The 23687-nt window shown below is 48.3% G+C and carries 25 protein-coding genes and 1 other annotated feature; of the genes, 8 read left to right on the forward strand and 17 right to left on the reverse strand.

All coding sequences use genetic code 11. The features are described from left to right. From ABFC84_01545 to ABFC84_01560, 4 genes are all read right to left on the reverse strand, one after another. The coding region (locus tag ABFC84_01545; protein ID MEN6411429.1) for an MBL fold metallo-hydrolase at positions 1-570 on the reverse strand (570 nt) is incomplete at its 3' end. 51 nt (positions 571-621) lie between these two features. Beyond that, entirely contained in the window at positions 622-1521 is a 900-nt protein-coding gene (locus ABFC84_01550) for an alpha/beta fold hydrolase (protein MEN6411430.1), read from the reverse strand. Positions 1522-1569: 48 nt separating this feature from the next. After that, complete coding sequence (locus ABFC84_01555) at positions 1570-1908, reverse strand: hypothetical protein (GenBank protein MEN6411431.1); 339 nt, start codon at positions 1906-1908, stop codon at positions 1570-1572. After that, positions 1901-2380: a pyridoxamine 5'-phosphate oxidase family protein gene (locus ABFC84_01560; protein MEN6411432.1), complete on the reverse strand. Its 480-nt coding sequence runs from the start codon at positions 2378-2380 to the stop codon at positions 1901-1903. The genes ABFC84_01555 and ABFC84_01560 overlap by 8 nt, the downstream gene beginning before the upstream one ends. A 191-nt stretch (positions 2381-2571) precedes the next feature. Between ABFC84_01560 and ABFC84_01565 the strand changes: the two genes are divergently transcribed. Continuing rightward, entirely contained in the window at positions 2572-3942 is a 1371-nt protein-coding gene (locus tag ABFC84_01565; protein ID MEN6411433.1) for an MFS transporter, read from the forward strand. A gap of 21 nt (positions 3943-3963) precedes the next feature. On the opposite strand, the gene ABFC84_01570 is transcribed toward ABFC84_01565, so the two are convergent. The 3 genes from ABFC84_01570 to ABFC84_01580 all read right to left on the reverse strand — a co-directional run bounded on the left by ABFC84_01570 (position 3964) and on the right by ABFC84_01580 (position 6499). Further along, positions 3964-4581 carry a LysE family transporter gene (locus ABFC84_01570; protein MEN6411434.1) on the reverse strand — a complete coding sequence of 206 codons (618 nt, stop codon included), beginning with the start codon at positions 4579-4581 and terminating at the stop codon, positions 3964-3966. A 36-nt stretch (positions 4582-4617) separates the two neighbouring features. Beyond that, a complete protein-coding gene (locus ABFC84_01575) occupies positions 4618-5724 on the reverse strand; it encodes a hypothetical protein (GenBank protein MEN6411435.1) in 1107 nt (368 codons plus the stop codon). 283 nt (positions 5725-6007) lie between these two features. Beyond that, positions 6008-6499, reverse strand: a complete 492-nt coding sequence (locus tag ABFC84_01580; GenBank protein ID MEN6411436.1) for a GNAT family N-acetyltransferase — start codon at positions 6497-6499, stop codon at positions 6008-6010. A gap of 228 nt (positions 6500-6727) precedes the next feature. Between ABFC84_01580 and ABFC84_01585 the strand changes: the two genes are divergently transcribed. Together ABFC84_01585 and ABFC84_01590 are read left to right on the forward strand one after the other, a co-directional pair. Beyond that, the gene (locus ABFC84_01585; GenBank protein ID MEN6411437.1) at positions 6728-8005 is read left to right on the forward strand and encodes a dicarboxylate/amino acid:cation symporter; all 1278 of its coding nucleotides are present in this window, start codon (positions 6728-6730) and stop codon (positions 8003-8005) included. Positions 8006-8160: 155 nt separating this feature from the next. Further along, positions 8161-8799 (forward strand): YigZ family protein, encoded by a 639-nt coding sequence (locus ABFC84_01590; GenBank protein ID MEN6411438.1) that lies wholly within the window; start codon positions 8161-8163, stop codon positions 8797-8799. Between the two features lie 64 nt (positions 8800-8863). Here the strand turns inward: ABFC84_01590 and ABFC84_01595 are convergent, their stop codons facing one another. The 4 genes from ABFC84_01595 to ABFC84_01610 form a co-directional block, all read right to left on the reverse strand. Continuing rightward, positions 8864-9016, reverse strand: coding sequence for a FeoB-associated Cys-rich membrane protein (locus tag ABFC84_01595; GenBank protein ID MEN6411439.1), 153 nt, complete (start codon positions 9014-9016; stop codon positions 8864-8866). 18 nt (positions 9017-9034) lie between these two features. Beyond that, entirely contained in the window at positions 9035-11413 is a 2379-nt protein-coding gene (feoB, locus tag ABFC84_01600; protein MEN6411440.1) for a ferrous iron transport protein B, read from the reverse strand. A gap of 79 nt (positions 11414-11492) precedes the next feature. Beyond that, positions 11493-11705, reverse strand: coding sequence for a FeoA family protein (locus ABFC84_01605; protein ID MEN6411441.1), 213 nt, complete (start codon positions 11703-11705; stop codon positions 11493-11495). 21 nt (positions 11706-11726) lie between these two features. Further along, positions 11727-11957, reverse strand: coding sequence for a FeoA family protein (locus ABFC84_01610; protein MEN6411442.1), 231 nt, complete (start codon positions 11955-11957; stop codon positions 11727-11729). A gap of 243 nt (positions 11958-12200) precedes the next feature. Here ABFC84_01610 and ABFC84_01615 point away from each other — a divergent pair, with 243 nt between their 5' ends. Continuing rightward, positions 12201-12356: a hypothetical protein gene (locus ABFC84_01615; GenBank protein ID MEN6411443.1), complete on the forward strand. Its 156-nt coding sequence runs from the start codon at positions 12201-12203 to the stop codon at positions 12354-12356. An 82-nt stretch (positions 12357-12438) separates the two neighbouring features. Here ABFC84_01615 and serS read toward each other — a convergent pair whose 3' ends face one another. Next, on the reverse strand, positions 12439-13713 hold the full coding sequence (serS, locus tag ABFC84_01620; GenBank protein MEN6411444.1) for a serine--tRNA ligase: 1275 nt from the start codon (positions 13711-13713) through the stop codon (positions 12439-12441). A 171-nt stretch (positions 13714-13884) separates the two neighbouring features. Next, positions 13885-14868, reverse strand: a complete 984-nt coding sequence (locus tag ABFC84_01625; protein MEN6411445.1) for an HD domain-containing phosphohydrolase — start codon at positions 14866-14868, stop codon at positions 13885-13887. Between the two features lie 138 nt (positions 14869-15006). On the opposite strand from ABFC84_01625, the gene ABFC84_01630 reads away from it, so the two are divergent. Further along, positions 15007-15681, forward strand: a complete 675-nt coding sequence (locus ABFC84_01630; protein MEN6411446.1) for a uracil-DNA glycosylase — start codon at positions 15007-15009, stop codon at positions 15679-15681. A gap of 129 nt (positions 15682-15810) precedes the next feature. After that, entirely contained in the window at positions 15811-16857 is a 1047-nt protein-coding gene (locus ABFC84_01635) for a hypothetical protein (protein MEN6411447.1), read from the forward strand. Here the strand turns inward: ABFC84_01635 and ABFC84_01640 are convergent. Both ABFC84_01640 and ABFC84_01645 read right to left on the reverse strand, forming a co-directional pair. After that, positions 16854-17729: an NAD(P)/FAD-dependent oxidoreductase gene (locus ABFC84_01640; GenBank protein MEN6411448.1), complete on the reverse strand. Its 876-nt coding sequence runs from the start codon at positions 17727-17729 to the stop codon at positions 16854-16856. The two genes, ABFC84_01635 and ABFC84_01640, sit on opposite strands and share 4 nt — an antisense overlap. Before the next feature lie 37 nt (positions 17730-17766). Continuing rightward, positions 17767-18774 (reverse strand): aldo/keto reductase, encoded by a 1008-nt coding sequence (locus tag ABFC84_01645; protein ID MEN6411449.1) that lies wholly within the window; start codon positions 18772-18774, stop codon positions 17767-17769. 208 nt (positions 18775-18982) lie between these two features. After that, positions 18983-19183: a binding site (T-box leader), on the forward strand. Between the two features lie 62 nt (positions 19184-19245). Here ABFC84_01645 and ABFC84_01650 point away from each other — a divergent pair. Next, the gene (locus ABFC84_01650) at positions 19246-20502 is read left to right on the forward strand and encodes a DUF1015 family protein (GenBank protein ID MEN6411450.1); all 1257 of its coding nucleotides are present in this window, start codon (positions 19246-19248) and stop codon (positions 20500-20502) included. Positions 20503-20526: 24 nt separating this feature from the next. Further along, complete coding sequence (serC, locus tag ABFC84_01655) at positions 20527-21615, forward strand: 3-phosphoserine/phosphohydroxythreonine transaminase (GenBank protein MEN6411451.1); 1089 nt, start codon at positions 20527-20529, stop codon at positions 21613-21615. Between the two features lie 264 nt (positions 21616-21879). On the opposite strand, the gene ABFC84_01660 is transcribed toward serC, so the two are convergent. Both ABFC84_01660 and ABFC84_01665 read right to left on the reverse strand, forming a co-directional pair. Then, positions 21880-22260, reverse strand: coding sequence for a RidA family protein (locus ABFC84_01660; protein ID MEN6411452.1), 381 nt, complete (start codon positions 22258-22260; stop codon positions 21880-21882). 243 nt (positions 22261-22503) lie between these two features. After that, complete coding sequence (locus ABFC84_01665) at positions 22504-23670, reverse strand: MalY/PatB family protein (GenBank protein ID MEN6411453.1); 1167 nt, start codon at positions 23668-23670, stop codon at positions 22504-22506. Positions 23671-23687: the final 17 nt, after the last annotated feature.

Below are 23687 nucleotides of genomic sequence, written 5' to 3' on the forward strand. Positions count from 1 at the left end.
GGTGATGGGATCACCGGTTTTAAACCGGGCTCCCCCGCCATTCACCACAGTGATGTCGGGATGATAGGCCGCCAATGCATTTTCAACTTCCGGACAATAAATGGTATCGCCTGCAATATATAAAGAAGGCTCCCCTTTTACTTGCAATACATAGCCCGAAACAGGCGCCATCCGCCTGCCGATTTCTCCGCTGCCATGCTGCCCGCCTGTACGAATGATCTGGATACCTTCCCATACAGCCGTTTCATGAATCGGAACAACGTTGGTAAACCCCAAGCCCGCCAGCTTTGTCTCATCGGCAGGCTGGCATAACACCGGTTTATCCTTCGGCAGCTTTTCGGCAGCCGCATCGTCAAAATGATCCTTGTGCGTATGGGTTAGCAATACCCCGTCGATCTGTTCTAAATAGTCAACCGGTGCGGCCAGCTCTACCAAGGGATTGCGCCGGTCGTTAGCAGAATTAACAATAGGAGGCATTGTTCCCTTGTCGCCCAGCATTGGATCAACCAATAACGTTTTCCCACCCAGATGAACCAATAAGGTTGCATGTCTTACTAATCGGATATCCATCTTATCACTGCCTTTCTATTCCAATTAATATATGCCGGTTTAGACACCACCTTATTCCCCGGCGGCGTCATGGATATACGGAATATTCAAGGTATCTAAAAACTTTTCAAACAAGGGCAGCCAAATCGGAATCGTCGCGGAACTAGGGAAAAAGGTATGCCCGTCTTTTCTAAAGGCAGGCAATAAATAAAACTCCGCCTTTCCGCCGGCTTCTACAAAGGAGTCAAACATTCTCTTGGAAATGGCAGGAGGAAAATAAGAGTCATTCTCGGTATAAAGCCAAATCATCGGCACTTTTGCGTCCCGTCCATAGGCCGAATACGTACTGATCAGGTATTGTTCATCATAAACCGTCCAAATATCAGGATTGACGGTATCCGGGTGACGCAGTCCGCCGGCAAAGTTAACCACCCCTGCCAAACCGGGAATATTTTTTGTGGCAGAAGCGACCGCTATGAGACCGCCACACGACTGTCCCATAATAATTGTGTGCTTGCTGTCCACATAGGATTTTTGCTGCATAAACCGGACGGTCTCAACAACATCCTTTGTCCCTTCCAGTCCGGTCTTATATATCGTCGCCGCCTTCGAATACTCTGCATCCGGTCCTTCGGAAAGACCGTACCCGCGCCGTACCGCCAGCACAACAACAAAACCTTTTTTGGCCAAAGTCTCGGCTTGAATTTTATAATAATCGACGAGCTCCGCTTTCTTCCGTTCTTCCGCTTTCGTTGACCGGCCATGATTCAGCACAATAAGGGGATATACACCGTCATCGCTTGGCCGGTAAATCTTTGCATCCAGATTATAAATCATACCGTCAATCTTCGCAGGAATTTTAGTATATTCCTCGCTGATATCAGAAGCAAATACAAGGGAAGGGCTCAGCAGCAAGCTGCATACTATACCAAGAAGCAGGCATAGTCTCTTATTTGCGTTCGCGATAAACATCGTAACACGCCTCCTATACTAAGTTTTATGGACGGATATCCGCCTTACCTACATTTTGCTTACTTGTTTGAGGGCTCCTGCTTCTGCCACCGGTTTCCGGGACGGCGCCGTAATACCAAGCGGCGTCATAGCCGCAAAATAGTAGCCTTGCTTTGTGAAACCCACATACTCTGATTTTGCCCTTTGCGGTTTACTTTTATTTTTCCCTATTATAAACTTACCATAAACGATGAAGCTTGCCAGACTGATTTCGTGCTGCGTAAAAAATTTTTCGTCAAACCATCTTAAAAAAATAAAATAGCGACCATGTCCGGTGAACCCACCATCATCCGCCACCAGTGCCTCACGACTGCCGCTTTTGCAGCCGGCACCGTTTGCATCAGACATCGGTTTGAGCTTGATTGGCTTTTCCTGACAAATGTTCAATGTTTATCCGGAAAACCACCGTCTTATCACCGGCATGAGCCGCATACAGTTTTCCCTGTTCCTGATAATCAGGGGAATATTTTTGGACGAATAACAGCAAGGCATTCATTTTTTCTTCACCAACTGCCTCGCTCATTTTGCCCAGAGCAATCACACTTCTATATCCCATGCTGAATTTTTCCGGCAGAGGCCGGGCTTCTTCCACCACACAGAAACTGACTTTATTATCATGACGGACATGATTTAATTTTTGGCCTTCCAATGCCCAGTGAAAATAAACCCGGTTCTCCGAATAAACATAACTTAACGGTACTCCATAGGCATAACCGCTTTCACTGTTGAGCGACAGCACACCATATGTTCCCGTTTTTAATATTTCTTTTGCCGCGGACTCATTCAATTTTCTGTCTTTCCTGCGCATATCCTGACTCATGCTGTTCCCTCCTTGCGTAATTACAGAGTTATATTTGATTTGAAGTATATCACTGCAGCAAAAAAAAATCTTCAAAAAAAGCCAAACTGATCATACCAATTAAAAAAATGCGACAAAATATTGTTATCACACTGCGCTTGCCCTAAAATGAAAGTAAAGCTGTAAATTGGAACAAGAGATGGGGGACCTACATGGGCTTTAATATTTCACTGGAAACATCCGTGCTGGCTGTTGTGATGATAACATCCTTCCTCGCCCCCTTTATGGGCAGCGCAATCAATCTTGCCATACCGGCCATTGGGGCTGAATTCGGCGGCAGCACTCTGATTCTCAGTTGGGTAGTATCCGGTTATTTGCTTGCCTCGGCGGCATTTTTACTTCCTTTCGGCCGACTGGCTGATATCGTCGGTCGAAAAAAGATTCTGCTTACGGGTATTTTTTTATTTACTTGCTTTGCGCTCCTAGCCGGAATGGCCTGGTCAATGGAATCGCTTCTTTTCTTCCGACTCGGACAGGGAATGGCTACCTCCATGATTTTCAGCACTGGAATGGCTATTATTACGTCAGTATATCCGTCTCATAAGCGAGGACGTGCCATAGGATTAAACGCTTCCGCCGTCTATGTCGGCTTATCCCTGGGGCCTGTGATTGGCGGTTTTATGACTCACTATCTCGGCTGGCGAAGTATTTTCTATTTTGCCGCCTTGGCCGGTATTTTTGCAGCGCTCATTTGTGTTTGGCGGCTGAACGGCGAGTGGGCGGACGCCAAAGGCGAACACTTCGATTTCACAGGCAGTGCTTGCTATATTGTTGCCGTAACCGCAATGCTGTACGGTCTTTCCGCCGCATCGAACAGCATTTGGGGAAAAGGCTCCCTGGGAGTAGGCCTGGCATTCACTGCTATCTTTCTCGTTTATGAAGCAAAACAGGAGTATCCCATTTTTCATGTAAATCTTTTCCGCCGAAATACCGTTTTTGCCTTATCCAATCTCGCTGCCATGATCAATTACAGCGCCACCTTTGCCGTTGGTTTTCTGGTGTCGCTGTTTCTCCAGACGATCGCAGGCTATGATGCCCATGTATCCGGTATGATTCTATTATCCCAGCCGCTGATTATGGCTGTCTTCTCTCCCTTCACCGGTGCCCTTTCCGATCGGATTGAGCCGCGTATTGTTGCATCCTGCGGAATGGGGACCAGCACTTTGGGACTGTTTGCCTTTACCTTTGTCACCCCCCAGACATCTCCCTGGCTGGTTATCGCCAACCTGATCATTATCGGCCTGGGATTTGCCCTGTTCGCCTCACCCAACAATAATGCCATCATGGGATCTGTAGAAAAAATTTTTTATGGCGTCGCCGCCTCTACCCTGTCCACCGCACGACTTTTCGGACAGGCAATCAGTATGGCCATCGTCTCGCTGGTGCTATCCGTTTATTTAGGCGATGCCAGCCTTTCTCCCGAGCACTCCGCTTTGCTGATGACCAGCTTTCGTTCAGCGTTTATCATATTTACGGTTCTTTGCCTCGGCGGTGTATTCGCGTCACTGGCAAGAGGAAAATGAAGAACCCGTAGGGGAAAAATGCTATCTCCCGACGGCTATTAAACTGAATATCCCGAATCCCGCGATGACAGTCCCGGAAAGCCGGTTGACCCAAAGAAGCTTTCCGGTATCAAATTTTGACCGAAGCAGATTCACGCCTCCACTTAATGTCAGCCACCAGAGCATCGACCCAATGAAAACACCTACGACCATAAATGCGGCCAATCCATAGCCTCCATCAATTGTCCCGACCCCCATCCCGGCAAATACAGCGGCAAAAGACAAGATCGTCATGGGATTGGCCAGTGTTAACAACACTGTCGAGCCGTACGCCTGGAAAAACTTTTGCCCACCCGCTTGTACGGCAGTTTCAGCCGGATAGGAAGTAAAAGTGGTATAGCCCAGGTAAAGTAAAAAAAATCCGCCGATAAGGCGCAAATAAACTTGGTAATCCAGTAAAAACGCAGAAACAGCCGTCACGCCGAAGGCAGCGATGCCGCCATAGATCCCATCGGCTGTCGCCGCTCCCATACCGGAAATAAAACCGTTCAGCATACCGTAAGCCAAAGTCCGACGGATGCAGAGAATCCCGATCGGTCCAACCGGCGCGGCTATCGAAAAACCCAAAACCACTCCCTTCAGCAGAAAAAAGAATTCCATCGGTTTTTACCCTCTCTCCATTTTAAATGACATCTCCTAAAAGGCCAAAATACGAGCTGGATTTTCTACCGTTATCTTATTTATATCCTTGTCAGTCACACCGCATTTTTTCAGTGCCGGGATAATGAAATCAGCCATACGCCTATACCCTTCTCCCCCGCCTCGACGAGTGGCCAGCTTGGTAAATACATCGTTCCCGATAACCAATTGCCCCGCGTAGCCATCCCGAATCAAAGCCACTAACCCTGCTAAAGTATACCAGTCCGGATAATGGGCAATTCCCAACGGTTCGTTATCCGCTTCAAATCCGAGAGGAGTAAACGAAAGAACAAAGCCCCGCGCCAGCAATTCCCGGTGCAGGCTGATATCAAACGGCACCCGTCCAGGATTGTTCACCAATTCTTCAATGGAAAGTGCGCCCATTAGCAACTGGACGTGACACAAGATCGTCCTTTCAGGAATACACCCGCCTTGTAAAAGTGGGTTAACTATATTCTGCCGCACCTCATCCCCAGTGACATCCGGCCCCAGATGAACTTGCAGTGACAAACCGGTTTCACCGGCAACAGCCGCGGCCGCGCGCAAATATTCATCCAGCTGCCGGGTATATCCTTCATAAGCTGCCTTAATATGTCCGGGGAAAATCCCGGTATCACCTACCCCCTGGGTGATCTCACGACGCAGAAATTTAACAAACAGTTTAAAGTTCATCGTACGATAATGAATTGGCCAGGTATCTTCTGCATACAGTCCGGTGGATACTACAATATGCACCCCGGTATTTTCAGCGATCCGCCGTATGGCGATCACGTCTTTCGGTGAACTTCGAATCCCCGGCGCGCTCACTTCGACGATGGAACAGCCGCCGCCGGCTTTAAAATCGGCGACTTCGGCAGTCATTACCCGCTCGTCATCCAACTTCATGTTGTCTAACGATAACACTATGTTATGCCGCAAAGCTGAACGATTCTTCAGCGTCAGCCGCTCTGCCGGCTTTACGGCGTCTCGGCTGGGGACAAAACAAAGTTTTCCGGCTCGATGGCGAAACATGGAGCAGTCCGAAAGAACATGTTCATGCATAGAGGTAACCCCAAGCTGCTCCGGTGTGATCGGCCCACATACCGTCATGATCCTTTGTGGCATTTTATTACTCCTCCCATTAAACTAGAAATACAAGAGCACTTCACAGGAGCAACCACGATGATCGAAAACTAACATCTGAAACTGCTTAGACGGTTGGTCTGCGTATGGTAATCGTATGCTTATCAGAGGAAGGCGCCTACCCGGTATTATTATATGCTTATGGCAACATCAGAGGAACGTCTTCTAAACATTGTCTATTCATACCGGAAATACATCATCATTTTAGGAAATTTGCAAGGAGCATGGAAAAGTGGCAAAGCACAACCGGTTCTTTGTTTCTTGCTTAAAGAACAAGTGTCATATCAAACCAGCGCGCTCCACCGTGGGTTGATTGGGAGACTCCGTTATTCACATAGCCAAATGACTCATAGTAATGGACCAAACGTTCCTTGCACGTCAAAATAACATTTTCCCGGCCGGTGTCCCTGGCCAATTGAATAAAACGATTCATTAACTTAGCGGCAATTCCCTGGCGCCGGCATTCGGGAATTACATCCAGGCCAAAAACAGTTAAATTCATTCCCTCCGGTGTATGGTGCGCGGTCGTATAAAACATTTCGTCGTAAATAACAGGGCTGTCCGTGACGCATCCGTTGATAAACCCGATCAGTACGCCATCCGCTTCCGCTACCAAAAAACATTCCGGAAAAGCAGCGATTCTTTCCTTGAAGGACTCCCATGGCGCTGCTTCTGCTTCAGGGAAACAAAGTGCTTCTATTGCCGCTACACGATCCAAATCTTCCGACTGAACACCGCGAATTGTTACTGTTGTCATCTTGTATCGCCTCATACTCTCCACTTATTTAGTAAAGCAGCCGAAAACCCGTTCATCGGGCAAATGTCCACGCTGTTCTTCATTATAGCATAAATACCTGAATCCGAAATTATAAAATATACAGACCATCTCAATAAAGGGTTCCCGTATTTTATCGCGAAGTATTTCTAGATTTATTTGCTGTCAGAAAGAATATCTTGGTTAAAAAAGGAGTGGTGATTCACCATCATGAAATTAGTTTCAAAAGATTATTTATTTTCCATAATTTTGTTAGGCTCTGTTCTTTTAGGCGGAGTAATCGGGGTGATTTTAGGTCCAAAGGCTTCCGTTCTCAAGCCATTCGGCGATTTATTCCTGAATTTATTATTTATGATCATTGTACCGATGGTGTTTTTCAGCATTGCTTCGGCCATAGCATCGATGGGAGAAATGAAGCGCTTAGGTAAAATCATGGGAAGCATTATTTTGGTTTTCTTTATCACGGCTTTGATTGCGGCTTCACTGGGTCTTGTTGTTACTTTGTTGATGAATCCAACAGAAGGGATCAATTATGCCTCTTTACAAAGTATCGTTCAGGCTGATCAAAGCAGCCCGGACAAAGTAAAACAAGCCGGCATTCTGGAACAGCTCGTGAAAACCTTTACAGTATCCGATTTCCCGGCTGTTTTGTCTAAAACGCATATTTTACCCTTGATTGTTTTAGCCGCTTTAACTGGTCTTTCCACTGCATTGGTGGGAGAAGACGCACGTCCTGTGGCCTCCTTTTTATCAGCAGCAACCCAAGTCATGATGAAGCTGGTCCAGATTATTATGTATTATGCACCGATTGGCCTGGGAGCTTATTTTGCTAATGTGGTCGGCGAACTGGGTACACAAATCTTACACGGATACTTACAGACTTTTATTACTTATATAGTTTTGAGCGTTATCTATTACTTTGGCTTTTTTACTTTGTATGCCTATATTGCTGCCGGAAGGAAAGGGATCGTGGCTTTCTGGCACAATGCGGTAACCCCTTCAGTTACGGCGCTTGCCACTTGCTCAAGTGCCGCTTCAATTCCGATTAATTTAGTGGCGACCAAGGCGATCGGCGTACCGAAAGATATGGTGGAAACAATTATTCCTTTAGGTGCCAATATTCATAAAGACGGCTCTGTTTTTGGCGGCGTGTTAAAAATCACTTTCTTATTTGGCCTTTTGGGAATGGATATGAGCAGTTTATCTACCTGCGCGGGAATTATTGGCGTATCTTTCTTAGTGGGAGCGGTCATGGGAGCCATCCCGGGAGGCGGCATGATTGGTGAAATGCTGATTATCAGTGTTTACGGATTTTCTCCCGAGGTTCTTCCCATCATCGCAGTCATCAGCACCATCATCGATGCTCCGGCAACGTTGTTAAATTCTACAGGCAATGTAGTTTGTTCAATGCTCATTGCCAGAATAGTAGAAGGAAAAGATTGGCTTATTAAAGGTTATGATAAGCCGGAAGCTCAACCGCTCAGCTAGCGTACCGCAGGGCTTGAACGTATCACGTCACGAAACCGGACATTGTCTTATAAAGACATGTCCGGTTCCGTTTTCCCTTTCTATTGTCACTTAATTTTATCCTAATCGCAAGTTGGGAGCGAAAAGAACGTCCCCTTGATTCGAGGTGTATATAATTGATAGCAAATTATTATACGGTAAAAGGCTACAGTGAAAGTGAATTTAAAATCAATAAATCGCGGTTTATCACCTATGTAAATCGAATAGAAACAGAAAGTGATGCCGCCCAATTTATTGATCAAATAAAGAAAAAACATTGGAACGCCACACACAATTGTTCTGCCTATACGCTGGGCGACCAGGATCAGCAGCAAAAAGCCGACGACGACGGCGAGCCATCCGGTACTGCCGGTCGACCCATTTTAGAGGTTATCAAAAAAGCTGCGGTAAAAAATACTGTTATTGTTGTTACCCGCTATTTCGGCGGCATCAAATTAGGCACAGGCGGCTTAATCCGGGCCTATGGCAAAGCTGCCGCCAACGGCCTGCTGACATCCGGTCTGGTTGAACGGGTGCTGCACACCCGTCTGGCGATTTGCCTGGACTATGCGCTGCAAGGCAGTGTGGAAAATAGCTTGCGTACCGGTGGATACATTATTGAAAATAAAAAATTCGCTGAAAAAGTAACTTTGATTACTCTGGTCAAATATGGCGAAGAAGCAGCGTTTGCAAAAAAAATCTGTGATTTGACGGCGGATCGGGCAAGCATACGCCACTTAGAGCCGGCCTATGCGGAAATCCCAGTAAATCCTTAACGCGATTAAACTTTCTTTAACATAAATCAGACAAACCTGCACCACAGCACGGTTTGTCTGATTTTTATTTTTTATTCTTTTTATCGCCGCAACAGCTTTTATTGCTGCAGCCGGAAGCGCAAGAGCACTGGTTTTCCCCGTTGGCTTCCTTCCACAGCATCCGGACTACGTAATATACAGCTGCAGCACCGATGGCCGCAAGTACAGCCGTTTCCATTCAAACCATCTCCTTATTCTAACCAAGACCCAGCAGCCGTCCGCCCTGGTATACGACAAATGCCAGCAGCCAAGCCAATCCAGTGGAATATGCCGAGCTGAACAGCGGCCATTTCCATGAATTCGTCTCCCTTTTCATTACGGCAATGGTTGCCAGGCAAGGCGAGTATACGAGCACGAATACCATCAATGCATAGGCTACCAAAGGACTGAACATCGGATCAGCCGCCAGGGCTGACGACAGAGAGGTGGAATCTTTATCCACGGCGCCGATATTATAGATTGTACCTAAAGTGCTCACCAGAACTTCCTTCGCCGTAAAGCCGGCAAACAAGCCAACCCCAATCTTCCAATCAAATCCTAAGGGAGTCAGCAGCGGCTCAACAACCCGTCCGATTCTTCCCACATAGCTTTGGGCCACCCGTTCCCCTGCCTGTTCTTTTTTCAATTGTCCTTTTTGAGCATCCAGATTATTTTTCAGTTCCATATAGCGGCTGGCATACAAATACAGGTTAGGGCTGTCGGCTTCAAGCTGAGCGACCCTGGTCTGCTTTTCCTGTTCTAGGACGATTCTCTCCGGTGAATTTTTGGTCAGCCCGCCGGTTTTGCTGCTGCATTCTTCCTCTGCGGCGGATATTTGACCGACGAGCATTTCCAGGGGCGGAATATCGCTCAAATCGGCAATCTGAAGCGGGCGGAAAACCTGCTCTTTTACTTGCAGGGAAAAGGTGCTATCAGCCTGGAGAGTTAATGATGCGTAATCTTTGGAAGGAGTATATTGGCTGGGATAATTCGACAAAAACCAGATAATAATCGAAACGGCCAGAATAATAGTTCCTGCTTTTTTTACATAAAGCACGCTGCGTTCCCACATATGGATCAGCAGACCTTTGCCGCTGGGCAGCCGGTAAGGCGGCAATTCCATAACGAAGGGCTCGGTATCGCCCTGAAACAGCACGCTGCGGAATATCCGCGCCATAACAACTGCCAGCACAATACCCAGCAGATAAATCGAAAATAGCACATTGCCGGCACTGGTTTCACTGAAAAACGCGGCAATCAGCACAGTATAAATCGGCAGCCGGGCACTGCAGCTCATTAAGGGTGCCACCAACATAGTCACCAGCCGGTCCCGGGGATTCTCCAGCGTCCGGGTTCCCATGATTGCCGGTACATTGCAACCGAATCCCAGCAGCAACGGGATAAAAGATTTGCCATGCAGTCCGACGCTGTGCATTACCCGGTCCATAATGAAAGCGGCTCTGGCCATATAGCCGGTATCTTCCAATAAAGCGATTCCTAAAAACAACAGCAAAATATTCGGTAAAAAGACAATTACACTGCCAACACCGCCGATAATCCCGTCAACGACCAGAGATTTCAAGTCACCAGCCGCCATGTGCAGGCCAACAAAACCAGCCAGCATTTTAACGCCCTGATCCATCCACCCCTTCGGATAGTCGCCGATGGTAAACACCAGGTTAAATACCAGCCACATCATTCCTAAAAAAATCGGCAAACCAAACATCCGGTTCGTCAGTATCCTGTCGATTTTATCGGAAGCAGTAACCGTTTCCTCGTTGTCGCCGCTGACTACCTGACGGTAGATTTCTCCGATAAACCAATATCGCCGGTTGGCGATTTCCAGCTCTGGGTCGTCGCCTAAAAATTCCGTTAGTTCCCCCCGTAATGATTGGGCAGCCGCAATAACCTTTTCGCCGCCGGTCAATTGCTGCAACGCGGCCAAAATAGCCTGATCGTTTTCCAACAACTTTAAAGCCAGCCAGCGAGTCGGGAAACACAACTGGTCATGAGCATTGGCAAGCAGGGGGATTAACTGTTCCACCCGATCTTCAATCATTTCGCCGTAATCAATGGAAAAATCGGACTGCCGATGTGACCCCGCCGCCTGAATGACGGTACCGAGCAGTTTCTCCATTCCCTCCCGGCGGTTGCCCACGACCCGGATAACCGGAATCCCCAGTTTTTTCTCCAGCTCCTTTTCCCGAATCTCGATATGCCGCGAAGCGGCCACGTCCACCATATTTAACGCCAGTACCATTGGCTGGCCTAATTCGAGAAGTTGAGTAGTCAGATAAAGATTGCGTTCCAAATTGGAAGCGTCGACCACATTGACCAAAACATCACAGTGCTCCCGGGCAATAAAATCCCGGGTAACCACTTCTTCCGGTGAAAAAGCTGTCAGGCTATAAGTTCCTGGAAGGTCAACAACGATAACTTCCCGGCCTTGATAATGGAAAAATCCCTCTTTCTTCTCCACCGTGACGCCTGGATAGTTGCCTACATGCTGATGGGACCCGGTTAAATTATTAAAAATAGTCGTTTTACCGGAATTCGGATTGCCCGCTAAAGCGATTGTTAGTTTATTGTCCTGCATAAACATATCCTTTCACGGCTAAGTTGAGATTTGTTTGTTAAAAAATACGGCAGAACCAAGCTTTTCTATCACACCATTCCTACTGAACATGAATTTGATGCGCAATCCGATTGTCCAGCATAATGCGGGTCTCCCGGACTCCGACCAGCAAGGATGACGGGCTGCGGCTGATCAGCCGCAACGGTGCGCCGGGAGTAATTCCCATATTCACCAAACGCATACAAGTAGTTTCCGGGTTGTTCATCTTTATGATCTTTACTTCTTGACCCGGCCTGACCATGGTTAACGGCATATCCGCCACCTCCGATTCATTTTAGGCTCCCTCTATTTGAATCATTTCCGCTTCTGTTTTGCGGAGGGAAAGATTAAATCCTTTCACTTTGATCTCCATGGGATCACCCAGTGGTGCATATTTTAAAACCTTGATCATCGCTCCGGGAACCACCCCCATATCAATGATTCGCCGATGAACCGGTCCCTGCCCCACGACTTTAGCAACAATCCCTTTTTCTCCCGGCTGCAGATGGCTTAACAGCTTCGACATATCACCACTCCTTTCTGGCCCTTCCTTGTCGCGACAGGATTACCCACCGAAACCAGGGCCTGCGCTATTATGCAATAAATTAGTATTGATATTCATTATCAATTAAATTATAACTGACTATGATTCTCATTGTCAATATTAAATTTTCCTGGTTACAGCTAGTTTATTCTAATTATTTTCCCATAGATTGCCGCTGTTAAAAAAAACGGCGGTTTTCGGCGATTGGCGTTCGATTTTTAGCTGTTGGACCATTGTTGTACTAACATTGCCGTAGTGAGCGGCGGAGAAACAATCCGAACTGCTCTAACACTGCCGTCACCGCGGCAACGCCGTGGGCGGCAGGGTAAAGCTGCGCGAAATCCAATGGCCAAACAGCAAAATGCCGGCGGCGGAGTTTAGCCGCAGCCGACATTTTGCGTAGCGTATGTCGTTATGCCTTGTCTTTATTATGTAGAATTTTTCCAGCGGTAGCAGCGGAAATTTACTGCGGTTGAATCCTGTCAACACCCATATAAGGCCGCAGCACTTCCGGCACCACTACCGAGCCGTCGGGCTGCTGGTAATTTTCCAGGATCGCCGCCACCGTCCGGCCGATGGCGACACCGGAACCGTTCAGTGTATGTACAAACTCCGGTTTGGCTTTCGGTTCCCGACGGAACTTGATATCCGCCCGCCGCGCCTGAAAGTCTTCAAAGTTAGAGCAGGAAGAGATCTCCCGATACTTATTAAAGCTGGGCAGCCACACTTCCAAATCATAGGTTTTGGCGGAAGAGAAGCCCATATCACCGGTACACAGGAGCACCACCCGATAAGGCAGTCCCAGCAGCTGCAGCACCCGCTCGGCGTTATTAGTCAGCTTCTCCAACTCAGCATAAGAATCTTCCGGTTTGGTAAATTTAACCATTTCAACCTTATTGAACTGGTGCTGGCGAATCAGTCCGCGAGTATCCCGTCCGGCGGCACCCGCTTCCGCCCGGAAGCAGGCACTGTAAGCAGTATAATAGAGGGGCAGATCCTTGCCGTCCAGTATTTCACCGCGATGAAGGTTGGTGATCGGCACTTCCGCAGTAGGAATCAGGTAATAGTCCAGTCCTTCCAGCTTAAACATATCTTCCGCGAATTTAGGCAGCTGACCGGTACCGATCATGCTGTCTTTATTGGCAATAAACGGCGGAAAAAATTCGGTATAGCCGTGCTGACCGGTATGTAAATCCAGCATAAAGCTGATCAGCGACCGCTCCAGACGGGATCCTAACCCGCGGTAAAACGTAAACCGGGCGCCGGTCACCTTGCCGCCCCGTTCAAAATCCAAAATACCCAGTTTTTCTCCGATATCCCAATGAGCCTGAGGCTGATAATCAAATACTTTCGGCGTACCCCAGTGACGCACTTCCGGATTGTCATTTTCGTCCCTGCCGACAGGGACGGAGGGATGCGGCACATTGGGAATAGTCATAATGATCTCGCCTAGCTTAGGCTCCACTTCTTTCACCATAGTGTCAAGGCTGCTGATTTTTTCACCTACATTTCGCATCTTGGCCACCAGTTCATCCGCGTTTTGCTTTGCCTTTTTTAAACGGCTGATCTCCTGAGACACTGTATTGCGCTGGTTTTTCAGTCCTTCCACTTCACCCAGCAACTCCCGCCGCTGTTTTTCCAATAATAAAAACTCATCCAGATTTAACGCCGAGCCGCGGTTTTGCAACGCCTCCTGCACTTTCTCCGGATTATCCCGCACAAATCTGATATCAAGCATCTTCGAACCCCCTATTATCTTGACACTACTCCATGTAAAAAACCCCCGCCTGCTATAGACGAGAGTAATTTCCCGTTGTAACGGGCGCTACTGTGATAGTATATGCTAAAATGCTAATCATTAGTTTATACTGCTATATTTTACAATATGCATACCAGGTTGTAAAGCAATTTAATGACTGCCGCTTGCCCGGATCGAATGAATAAATTGAATAAACTGCTCGCTGACGGCAGGATCAAATTGGCTGCCGGTACAACGCACCACTTCAGCAAGTGCCTGCGCCAATGTAAGGGGTTCCCGATAGCAGCGGGCGCTGGTCATAGCATCATAGGCATCGCATACCGACATCATCCGGCTGAACAAAGGAATCGCATCGCCCTTAAGCCCCGCCGGATACCCCAGCCCGTCAAACCGTTCATGGTGGTGCCGCACAATATCGGCAATATTGTCAAACCCCGGTATATCGGTAAGAATATCCGCTCCGCGGGCGGAATGGCGTTTTACAAATTCGTATTCGTCCCCTGTTAACCGTCCCGGCTTATTTAAAATCTTTTCCGGAACGCCGATTTTACCCACATCATGTACAATTCCCGCCAAATAAGCGGTAGTGACCGCTTGGGCCGGCAATTTCATGTACTCAGCCAAATCCACCATCAACGTAGCCACATGCTCACTGTGCTGTTTGGTGTACGCATCCCGGATGCCAATGGCTTTGCAAAAGGCCCGGATAATGTCCATATTCATGGTATCCAGTTGTTTCTCAATCACCTTGAATTTATCAATCCCGACATAAATACCAGCCGCATACTCCGGCTGACCTTCCTCATCCCGCAGCAAAAAAGTGCTGACCAAATGCCAAATATAAGAATGCATCCGGGAATTGCCAATACAAGCTTCCATGGCCGGAAACTCCCGTCCAGTATCCATAGTTTCAATCAACGGTCCGTGATATATCCCGTCGTCGTCTTGTTTCCTGCCGTCAAAAATCGCCTTCAACAATGACTGCCCAATCAAATCCCTTTTCGGCATTTCCCACAGCTTACAAAATGCATCATTCACAAATACAATCCTATAGTTTCTGTCAATAACCAGCCAGCCGTGCATTGAGCTGGCCTGAACCGCTTCCGCAACTCGTATAAGTACATTTTTCTTCATAAGTGGGGCTCCTCTGCTTCACACCATTTCCGCTTGTTATGACAAGTATATTTATTCGCTTAATGTCGGAAAATCCCTTCGTACCTCCATTGATTTTGGCAGGAATTTATCTGCTTCAACCGAAAAGAAGTAGCAGAGGTGATAGCATTGTCCTTTTCAACCCATTCCGAATTAGAACAGTCCCTGTTAAACTGCCGTTTATGCCCGCTGTGCCAGGATGCCATCGGTCCAACCTCCTGCAACGGCTCCCCTAAAAGCCCGCTGGTTATCGTCGGCGAGGGCCCCGGCGGCGTGGAGGACGAGTACGGCGTACCCTTGGTCGGTCCTTCCGGCCAGTTGCTGGATAAAGCTCTGGCCAGTGTCAACATTACCCGGGATCGCGTCTACACAACGAATGTAATTAAATGCCGCCCAAAAGGCAACCGCACTCCCACGATTGAGGAAGGCCGGTTTTGCGCCGAGCACTGGCTGGATCTGGAGCTGGCCTTTGTCCAACCGAAGGTCATTATTGCCCTCGGCAGCGTGGCCTTGCGCTACTTATACCGGCCAGACGGCCGGATTACCAAAGTCCGCGGCCAGTGGTTCACTACCAAATACGGTATCCCGGCCATTGCCACTTACCATCCGGCGTATCTGCTGCGCCTGACCGGCAAAGATCTAGTCCGGGCTAAATGGCAGGTATACTACGATTTCCAGGCAGCGGCAGTTAAATGCCGGGAATCGGCCCCTGATTTTGAATTGAAATCAGAAGTTCCGCCTGATTTACTGTCGCTGTACAGCGACAGACGGGAAGAACGGCGGAAAAGAAGGTAGCGGCGGCGGTAGTCTGTTGGCTTATTCCCCATCGCCATAGCTCGCAGCCCCGATTTACAAAAAAATCCATGTCGGAAATTCCGTCATAGATCATATATATGGTAGCAGCGACTGAAAAGGAGTGACGTCATGAGCCACGGCACGTTTGCAAACACTTTTCGCGTTGCCGCCACTTATTCCGGCGCCATTATCGGCGCCGGCTTTGCTTCCGGCCAGGAGTTAACTCAGTTCTTTGTCCTTTATGGCAGCAACGGATTGCTGGGGATTGTTCTTGCCGGAATTTTATTCGCCTGGCTGGGCAGCCGCCTGCTGGAGTTAGGCTGTCATTTAAAGGCAACCGGCTACCATCAGCTGCTGTATTACGTCTGCGGCACCAAAACCGGCTTCATTCTAGACATGATGATCGCTCTATTTTTATTCAGCGTTCTCTCCGTTATGCTGGCCGGTGCCGGCACTATATGCCGGGATCAATTCGGTCTTCCCTACTGGCTGGGACTGGCAGTTACCGCATTGGCAGTCACCCTGACTGCCTTGCGGGGCATTGACGGCGTCACTACCGCCAACATGTTCATCACTCCGGTACTGGCAGCAACAATGCTGGTCATCGGTTTATCCTGTCTGGCCTATCACGGTCTGGACAGCGATTTGTTTCACCTTTCTCCCCAGCCGACAGACTGGCCGGCACCTTGCTGGCCGCTGGCCAGTCTGTTATATGTATCCTATAACCTGGTGCTGGGCGCTGCCATTATCGCTCCCCTGGGAGCATCGGTGCCAAAAACCGCCCGGCTGCTGGGCAGCCTCATCGGCGGACTGACTCTTACCCTGTTGGCCGGAGTCACCGTCCTGGCAGTTATGCTCCATTACGAAGAAATATTGACCGAGGAAATTCCCATGCTTTATATAGCCGGCACACAGCATGATTTCAATCGGCTGACCTATAGCCTGATGTTCGTCGCTACCATCTATACCACCGCTTTGACCAACCTGTACGGCTGTGCAGCCAAGCTGCATTCTTCCACCCGTTTCAGCTTTTCTGCCAGCCTGTTAATCGTGATCAGTTTAAGCATGCTGTGCAGCCAGTTCGGCTTTGCCGATTTGATCGTCGCCTTGTATCCTATTTTCGGCTATGCCGCCCTCTGGTTTTCCATCAGGCTTTGTTTCGCTCGTATTCCTTAAGCTTTTTCCTGTTTGTCCAGATAACCGATGGCGCTTAATACCGCCACCAGACCTTCCCCGGTAGACTTAGCAATCTGCCAGGGTTTGCCGGTGCAGTCCCCGGCGGCGAAAACTCCGGGAATATTGGTCGACATATCCCGGTTCACTTTAATTACTTCCCTCTCCAGTTCCAGTCCCGGCAGAATGTTTTCCACCGGATCGGACTGACGCAGAATGAATACCCCATGTACCTTTAAATCCTCCTTATCGGTAACCAGCATGTCCACCTGCCTGTCCCCTGTTATCGTCTTCGGCCGAGTCTGGGGCAATACTCGTATGTTTCCCCGCAGCTGGAAACCTTCATCTTTATATTGGGGTAAATAATATACACTGCGGCAGATTTCACTTAAAAAATTGGCTTCCTGCTCGCCTTCCGGCGTATAGGAAATGACAGCCACATCCTTATCCCGGTAAAACATACCGTCACAAGTGGCACAGTAACTGACACCCCGCCCAAGAAAATCCCGTTCCCCGGCAAACAGAACCGTAGCCACAACGCCGGTGGCTACAACTACCGCTCCCGCCTCATAAGTGCCTGCCGGCGTCAGCAGAGTAAAACTGTCCCCGGCAGGAAAAATATTCAAAACTTTTTCTTTAATCAGCGTAGGCTCATGGGCCAGACAATGAGCTGACAGCTGCTGGATCAACCCTTTGCCGGTAACCTGGGGAAGTCCCGGATAATTATCAACAATGTGGGCCTTTTGCAGCTTGGAGCTGAACCCCATATGCTCGAATAAGGCAATGCTCTTATTCCGTATCCGGCCGGTTAACGCTGCCGACAGACCCGCCGGGCCGCCGCCGACTACCGCAATATCAAATTTTTTATCCGCCATGTACTTTCCTCCCTGTCTTTTTCACCTGCTAATCGACTCAACCTAAGTCTTTGGCCACTTGCTTTAGACGCTGCCGGATCGGCAAATCGTAGGGACAGCGCTTTTCGCAGGCGCCGCATTCAATGCAGTCGGAAGCCTTGGCTCCCATTGCCGCATAACGTTTGGGAATCGCATCCTTCAATCCATAGGATGCATATTGCAGATGGAAAATAAACATTTGCGGAATGTCAATTCCCACGGCACAAGGCATGCAATAACCGCAGCGGCGGCAGAAATTAGGTCCCAGCACTGCCGCTTCTTCCTTCAGCACCGCTTTTTCCTCTTCCGTCAGCGGTTTATAGTCCTTAGCCGCCATCAAATTTTCCGTAACCTGTTCCACCTTGTCCATTCCTGGTATGGCGCAGGTGATGTCCTGTCCGATAATATACCGCAAAGCCAAATTAGTATGTTTTACCTGACCGCCGCCCAGAGGCTTCATTATAATGCGGCCAATATCCATGGATTTCGCTAAAGGAAATAATTCTTCCAGCGGCTGAGGCTCAATAAAGTTAAACGGCACTTGCACCGTACTGAACTCGTCGGTTTTCAGCGCTTCCACCAGCAAGCCGGTATTATGGCCGGTAACGCCGATATGGCGGATCTTCCCTGCTGCCTTTGCTTCCTTCAGTGCCTCCAGGGCCCCGCCGGAGGCCATCACCGCTTCAAAGTCGGCACGGGTCTTGATGTTATGAATTTGATATAAGTCGATATACTCTGTTTTCATATTCGCCAGACTAATGTCGATGTCTTTCGCCATACCCGCTTTATCCCGGGCCATGCTTTTCGTCGCCAGATAGTATTCCGACCGGCGGGAAGAAATATGTTTCCCGATTTTCGTTTCACTGTCGGTATAAGCCCGGGCCGTATCTACAAAATTAATGCCGGAGTCCAGAACCTTATGCAGCACCGGCCCTGCTTCTTCCATTGTACAGCGCTGCAGCGGTAAAGCGCCAAAGCTGACGACCGTAACTTCCATTCCCGTACGGCCTAATTTTCTTTTTTCCATAAAAATACCCCCACACGCATTATTTCTAACAATATTGTTTCTTTATTGATTGTTCGCGCGACATTTATCAACTCCTGCTAAAGATAATAAACGGCGCCGCTTTTTTCTCCCAAAGTCAGCTGGGCGATCCCTTGACTTTCAACAGGGGATAAAATATAATGAAACTGAAATTATACAGGGCTTACGCTAGCTATTTCTATCGCAAGCCGTTAACATGATGAACGGGAAGCTAATTGCTTTTATTCCCCAGAGAGCCGATGATGGGTGCGAATCGGCGGATGAAGCAGCTAATTCCGCCCGGGAGTGGCTGATGATAAATCGTGACGGGTTCCGCCCGATACAGCGGCTGGAGTTGGCCGCATCATGCGGCAACTTGGGTGGCAACGCGGGAGTATATCTCGCCCCAATTGAGGGGGCGGGATTTTTTGTTTTGTCAAACGCATTACTATCAACAAACAAGGAGACAAGATCATGGCTATTATTAAACCCTTTCGCGGCCTGCGGCCCGTCCCCGCTCTGGCAGCTCAGGTCGCCTCCCTTCCCTATGACGTTCTGGATTCCGAGGAAGCCCGTCAGCTAACTGCCAACAATCCTTACAGCTTTCTGCGGGTAACCAAATCGGAAGTCGACCTTCCCCCCGGCACCCCGCCCCATTCGCCTCAGGTTTACGCCCAGGCCAAAAAAACATTGGAACAATTTATTGCGGACGAAATTTTAATTCAGGATGAGCAGCCCCATTTCTACATCTATAAGCAGCAAATGGGGGCTCATACCCAGATCGGTTTAGTAGCTGCTGCCTCCGTCGCCGAATATCGGGAAAATAAGATTAAAAAGCATGAATTAACCCGGCCGGATAAAGAGCAGGACCGGGTCAATCACATTGTAACCACCCAGGCACAAACCGGTGCCGTATTTTTGACCTATAAGGCTGTCCCGGCTATCCAAGAACTGCTATCATCCTGTATGGAAATCCCGCCGGTATATGATTTTACTTCGCCTGACAACATTCGTCACACCCTGTATGTCGTAGATGATGAACAAAAAACCAACGCCATTGAAGCGGCCTTTGCCCGAGTCGATTCTCTGTATGTCGCCGACGGACACCATCGGTCGGCAGCCGCAGCCAGAGTCTGTGATGCCTGTCGCAAAGCCAATCCTCATCACTCGGGAAACGAAGAATATAATCGTTTCTTGGCGGTGTTATTTCCCCATGACATGATGTACATTATGGATTATAACCGGATCGTACAGGATCTAAACGGATTCACTCCGGCTGAATTTCTCGCTGCAGTGCAAAAAAAGTTCACAATTGAACAGCATCCCTCCGGGCCGCTGAAACCGGATCAAACCCATAGCTTCGGTATGTATCTGGGGGGGGCCTGGTACCGTTTGACCGCTAAAGCGGACTCCTTTGATCCCGGCAACCCGGTGGATAAACTGGATGTCAGCATTTTACAAAATCAGCTGCTCCACCCCCTGCTGGGGATTCAAGATCCCCGCACCGATAAGCGGATTCACTTCGTTGGCGGAATCCGCGGTATGAAGGAGCTAGAGCGATTAGTCGACAGCGGTAACTTCGCCGTAGCTTTTTCCCTGTATGCCACTTCCATCGAAGAACTGATGGCTATCGCCGACGCCAATAAAATTATGCCGCCTAAATCCACCTGGTTTGAACCAAAGCTGCGGGATGCCATTGTTGTTCATTTAACACCCATTCCTGAATTATAGTCGTACATTGAAGGAGGAATTACCGTGACCAAACGAGTTTACAATTTTAACGCCGGCCCAGCCGTACTGCCTTGGGAAGTTCTGCAGGAAGTTCAGGCCGAATTATTGGATTATCAGGGAACCGGCATGTCGATTCTGGAAATGAGTCACCGCTCCAAACCCTTCGCCGCGATCGTTGAGGAAGCGGAAGCCAGTATGAAAGAACTGCTGGGAGTAGGAGATGATTACCGGGTACTGTTTCTCCAAGGAGGCGCCAGCACCCAATTTGCCATGGTGCCGCTGAATTTCCTTGCTCCCGGCCGCACCGCCGATTATATTCTCACCGGCTCCTGGTCGGAAAAAGCGCAGAAAGAAGCAAAACTGATTGGTGAAACTCATGTAGCGGCCAGTACAGCCGATGGCAGCTACAAACGCATCCCAAAAATTGAGGAAGTGCAGCTAAGCTCCGATCCTGCCTATATTCACATGACTTCCAACAATACCATCTTCGGCACCCAATGGGCTGCTCTGCCCTCTTTCGGCGACGTACCGCTGATTGCCGATATGTCCTCCGACATGCTCAGCCGTCCTTTCGATGTCTCTAAATTTGCTCTCATTTATGCCGGGGCTCAAAAAAATATCGGACCCGCCGGAGTAACGGTGGTCATTATTCGCCGGGATATGCTGGGAAAAACCCCGGCCGGCACTCCCACTATGCTGCGGTATGATACCCACGCCAACAGCAATTCCTTATACAATACCCCCCCCTGCTTTTCTCTCTATATCGTCAGCCGGGTACTGCGCTGGCTGAAAACCCAGGGAGGCCTGTCCGTCATCCAGCGCCGGAACAAGGCAAAGGCTGCTTTAATCTATGACACCATCGATCAGAGCAGCGGTTTCTACAAGGGCCATGCCGACAAAGACAGCCGTTCCCTGATGAACGTGACCTTCCGTCTGCCGTCAGAGGAGCTGGAAAAAACCTTTGTCGCCGACTCTACCCAGGCAGGTCTCATTGGTTTGAAAGGCCATCGCTGGGTCGGCGGTCTTCGTGCCTCTCTCTATAACGCCATGTCCCTGGAAGGCTGCCAATCTCTGAAACAGTTCATGCTGGAGTTTCAGCGGCGAAACGGTTAAAGAGGGAAGTGCCTGGCGCATAGTCGATAGATCATAGCACTGGAATTGTCATTGCGAGCCGCAGCGAAGCAATCTTCCTGTTGCGAGTTCCTCTTCCCGCTTTGAGATCGCCACGGCTAACACCCCGCGACGCCATTTCTACGATGCAAACTTATGAGCACTTTGTCAAGAACGGCGTTTCTTTCTGACATAATTACCCATTGCTTAAAAAAGATCTCTGTTTGTCCGGTAAGGACAGACAGAGATCTTTCTTTTCTTCAGCGCTTAATCGCACACCGCAATCAATTCAATTTCCACCATGGCATCTTTGGGCAGTTTCGCCACCTGAACGCAGGCCCGGGCCGGACAATCCCGGGTAAAATAGTTGGCATAAACTCCGTTCATTGCGACAAAATCCTTCATATCTTTTAAAAACACCGTTGTTTTGACTACCGCCTCAAAAGAACTTCCGGCAGCCAATAGAATTGCTTTCAGATTTTCCAGCGACTGGCGGGTCTGGGCCTCAATGCCGCCGGGAGCAAACTCTCCTGTCGCCGGGCTAACCGGCAGCTGACCGGAAACAAACAAAAATCCCTTGGCCTTAATGGCCTGAGAATAAGGTCCAATCGCCTGCGGCGCCTGTTCACTATATACAACTTCTTTCATCTAATAACCCCTCTCTTTCTCTCTCCTGCATTCTACCTATCCGCACCCTGTGCTAAGGCATTAGCCAACAAGAATTCCAGCTAAATTCATTAATAATATAATACACTTTCCTTCCATATTTATCAAAGGATAATATTTCGATAAATGGACAATTGCGAATTTAACTACTTATCACAAACTGCGATTACTTCGATTTTCCTCTTGATCTAGAAAAAAGACAAAGCTATTTTATTTATAAGTTATTTACAGTTTATTTACTGCCGCTTCTATTCTATTGAGCGCTTCTACCAATCTGGAACGCGGACAAGCAATGTTCATTCTCATGAAGCCTGCACCGCCAGGTCCAAAAGTAGAACCTTCATTCATAGCAACTTTAGCTTGCTCTAAAAAGAATTTTTGCAATTCTTTCGGTTCCATATTCAGTTCTTTGCAGTTAAGCCAAATAAGATAAGTAGCCTGAGGATTACCTATTCTAATTTGGGGAATTCTCTCTGAAACGAATTTTTTAAGGTATTCAAGATTGCCCTCAAGATATTCCAACTCTTGATCCGCATAGTACTCACATTCGTTGTAGGCAACTTCGATCGGCAGCGTACCGAATATCGTTCTGCCATAGGCTTTGAGATTTTCAAGTGGAGCATAGAAGAGATCGTGGTTGTGACGGTTAGGAATGACTACAGCCCCTGTTCTTACACCAGCAATGTTAAATGTCTTACTTGGGTTAACACAAACCACACAGTTATCAGCAGCTTCTGGGGAAAGGCTGCCAAAGGGAATGTGCTTACTCCCTTTATAAACAATATCAGAATGAATTTCGTCTGAAACTACAAATACGTTATGTTTTAAGCAAAGCCTAGACATTCTAGTCAATTCTTCTCTTGTGAAACATTTGCCTGTAGGATTATGGGGGCTGCATAGCAAAAACATTGTGGTTCGCTTTTTGCTAAGTAATTCCTCCAAATTTTTAAAGTCAATTTCATAACTACCATCTTCTTTGAGAATGAGCTTGTTTCCAAGAACATGTCTGCCGTTGTTAGGAATAATATCAGGGAAGGGATGATAAGCAGGCATCTGAATGACAATGTTGTCGCCCGGGTTGGTGAAGGCGTGCATTGCATATACGATTGCAGGTATAACTGCAGGTGTATATTCCACCCAATCAATGTCAATATTCCAGCCAAATCTTTTTTTCTGCCAATTAACAATTGACTGTTCGAAATTCTTAACATTTATAGGATAGCCGTAAATACCATGTTGCGCTCTTTTAACCATAGCATCAATAACCGGTTGCGGACATTTGAAGTCTGTATCAGCAATCCACATCGGTATTACATCATCAGCGTAAGTATCCCATTTCTTACATTCGGTACCTCTGCGATCAACTACTTCATCAAAATTATGTTTCATCATTTTACTCACCCTCCTTG

The organism is Veillonellales bacterium, from assembly GCA_039680175.1.
Lineage (GTDB): Bacteria > Bacillota > Negativicutes > JAAYSF01 > JAAYSF01 > JBDKTO01.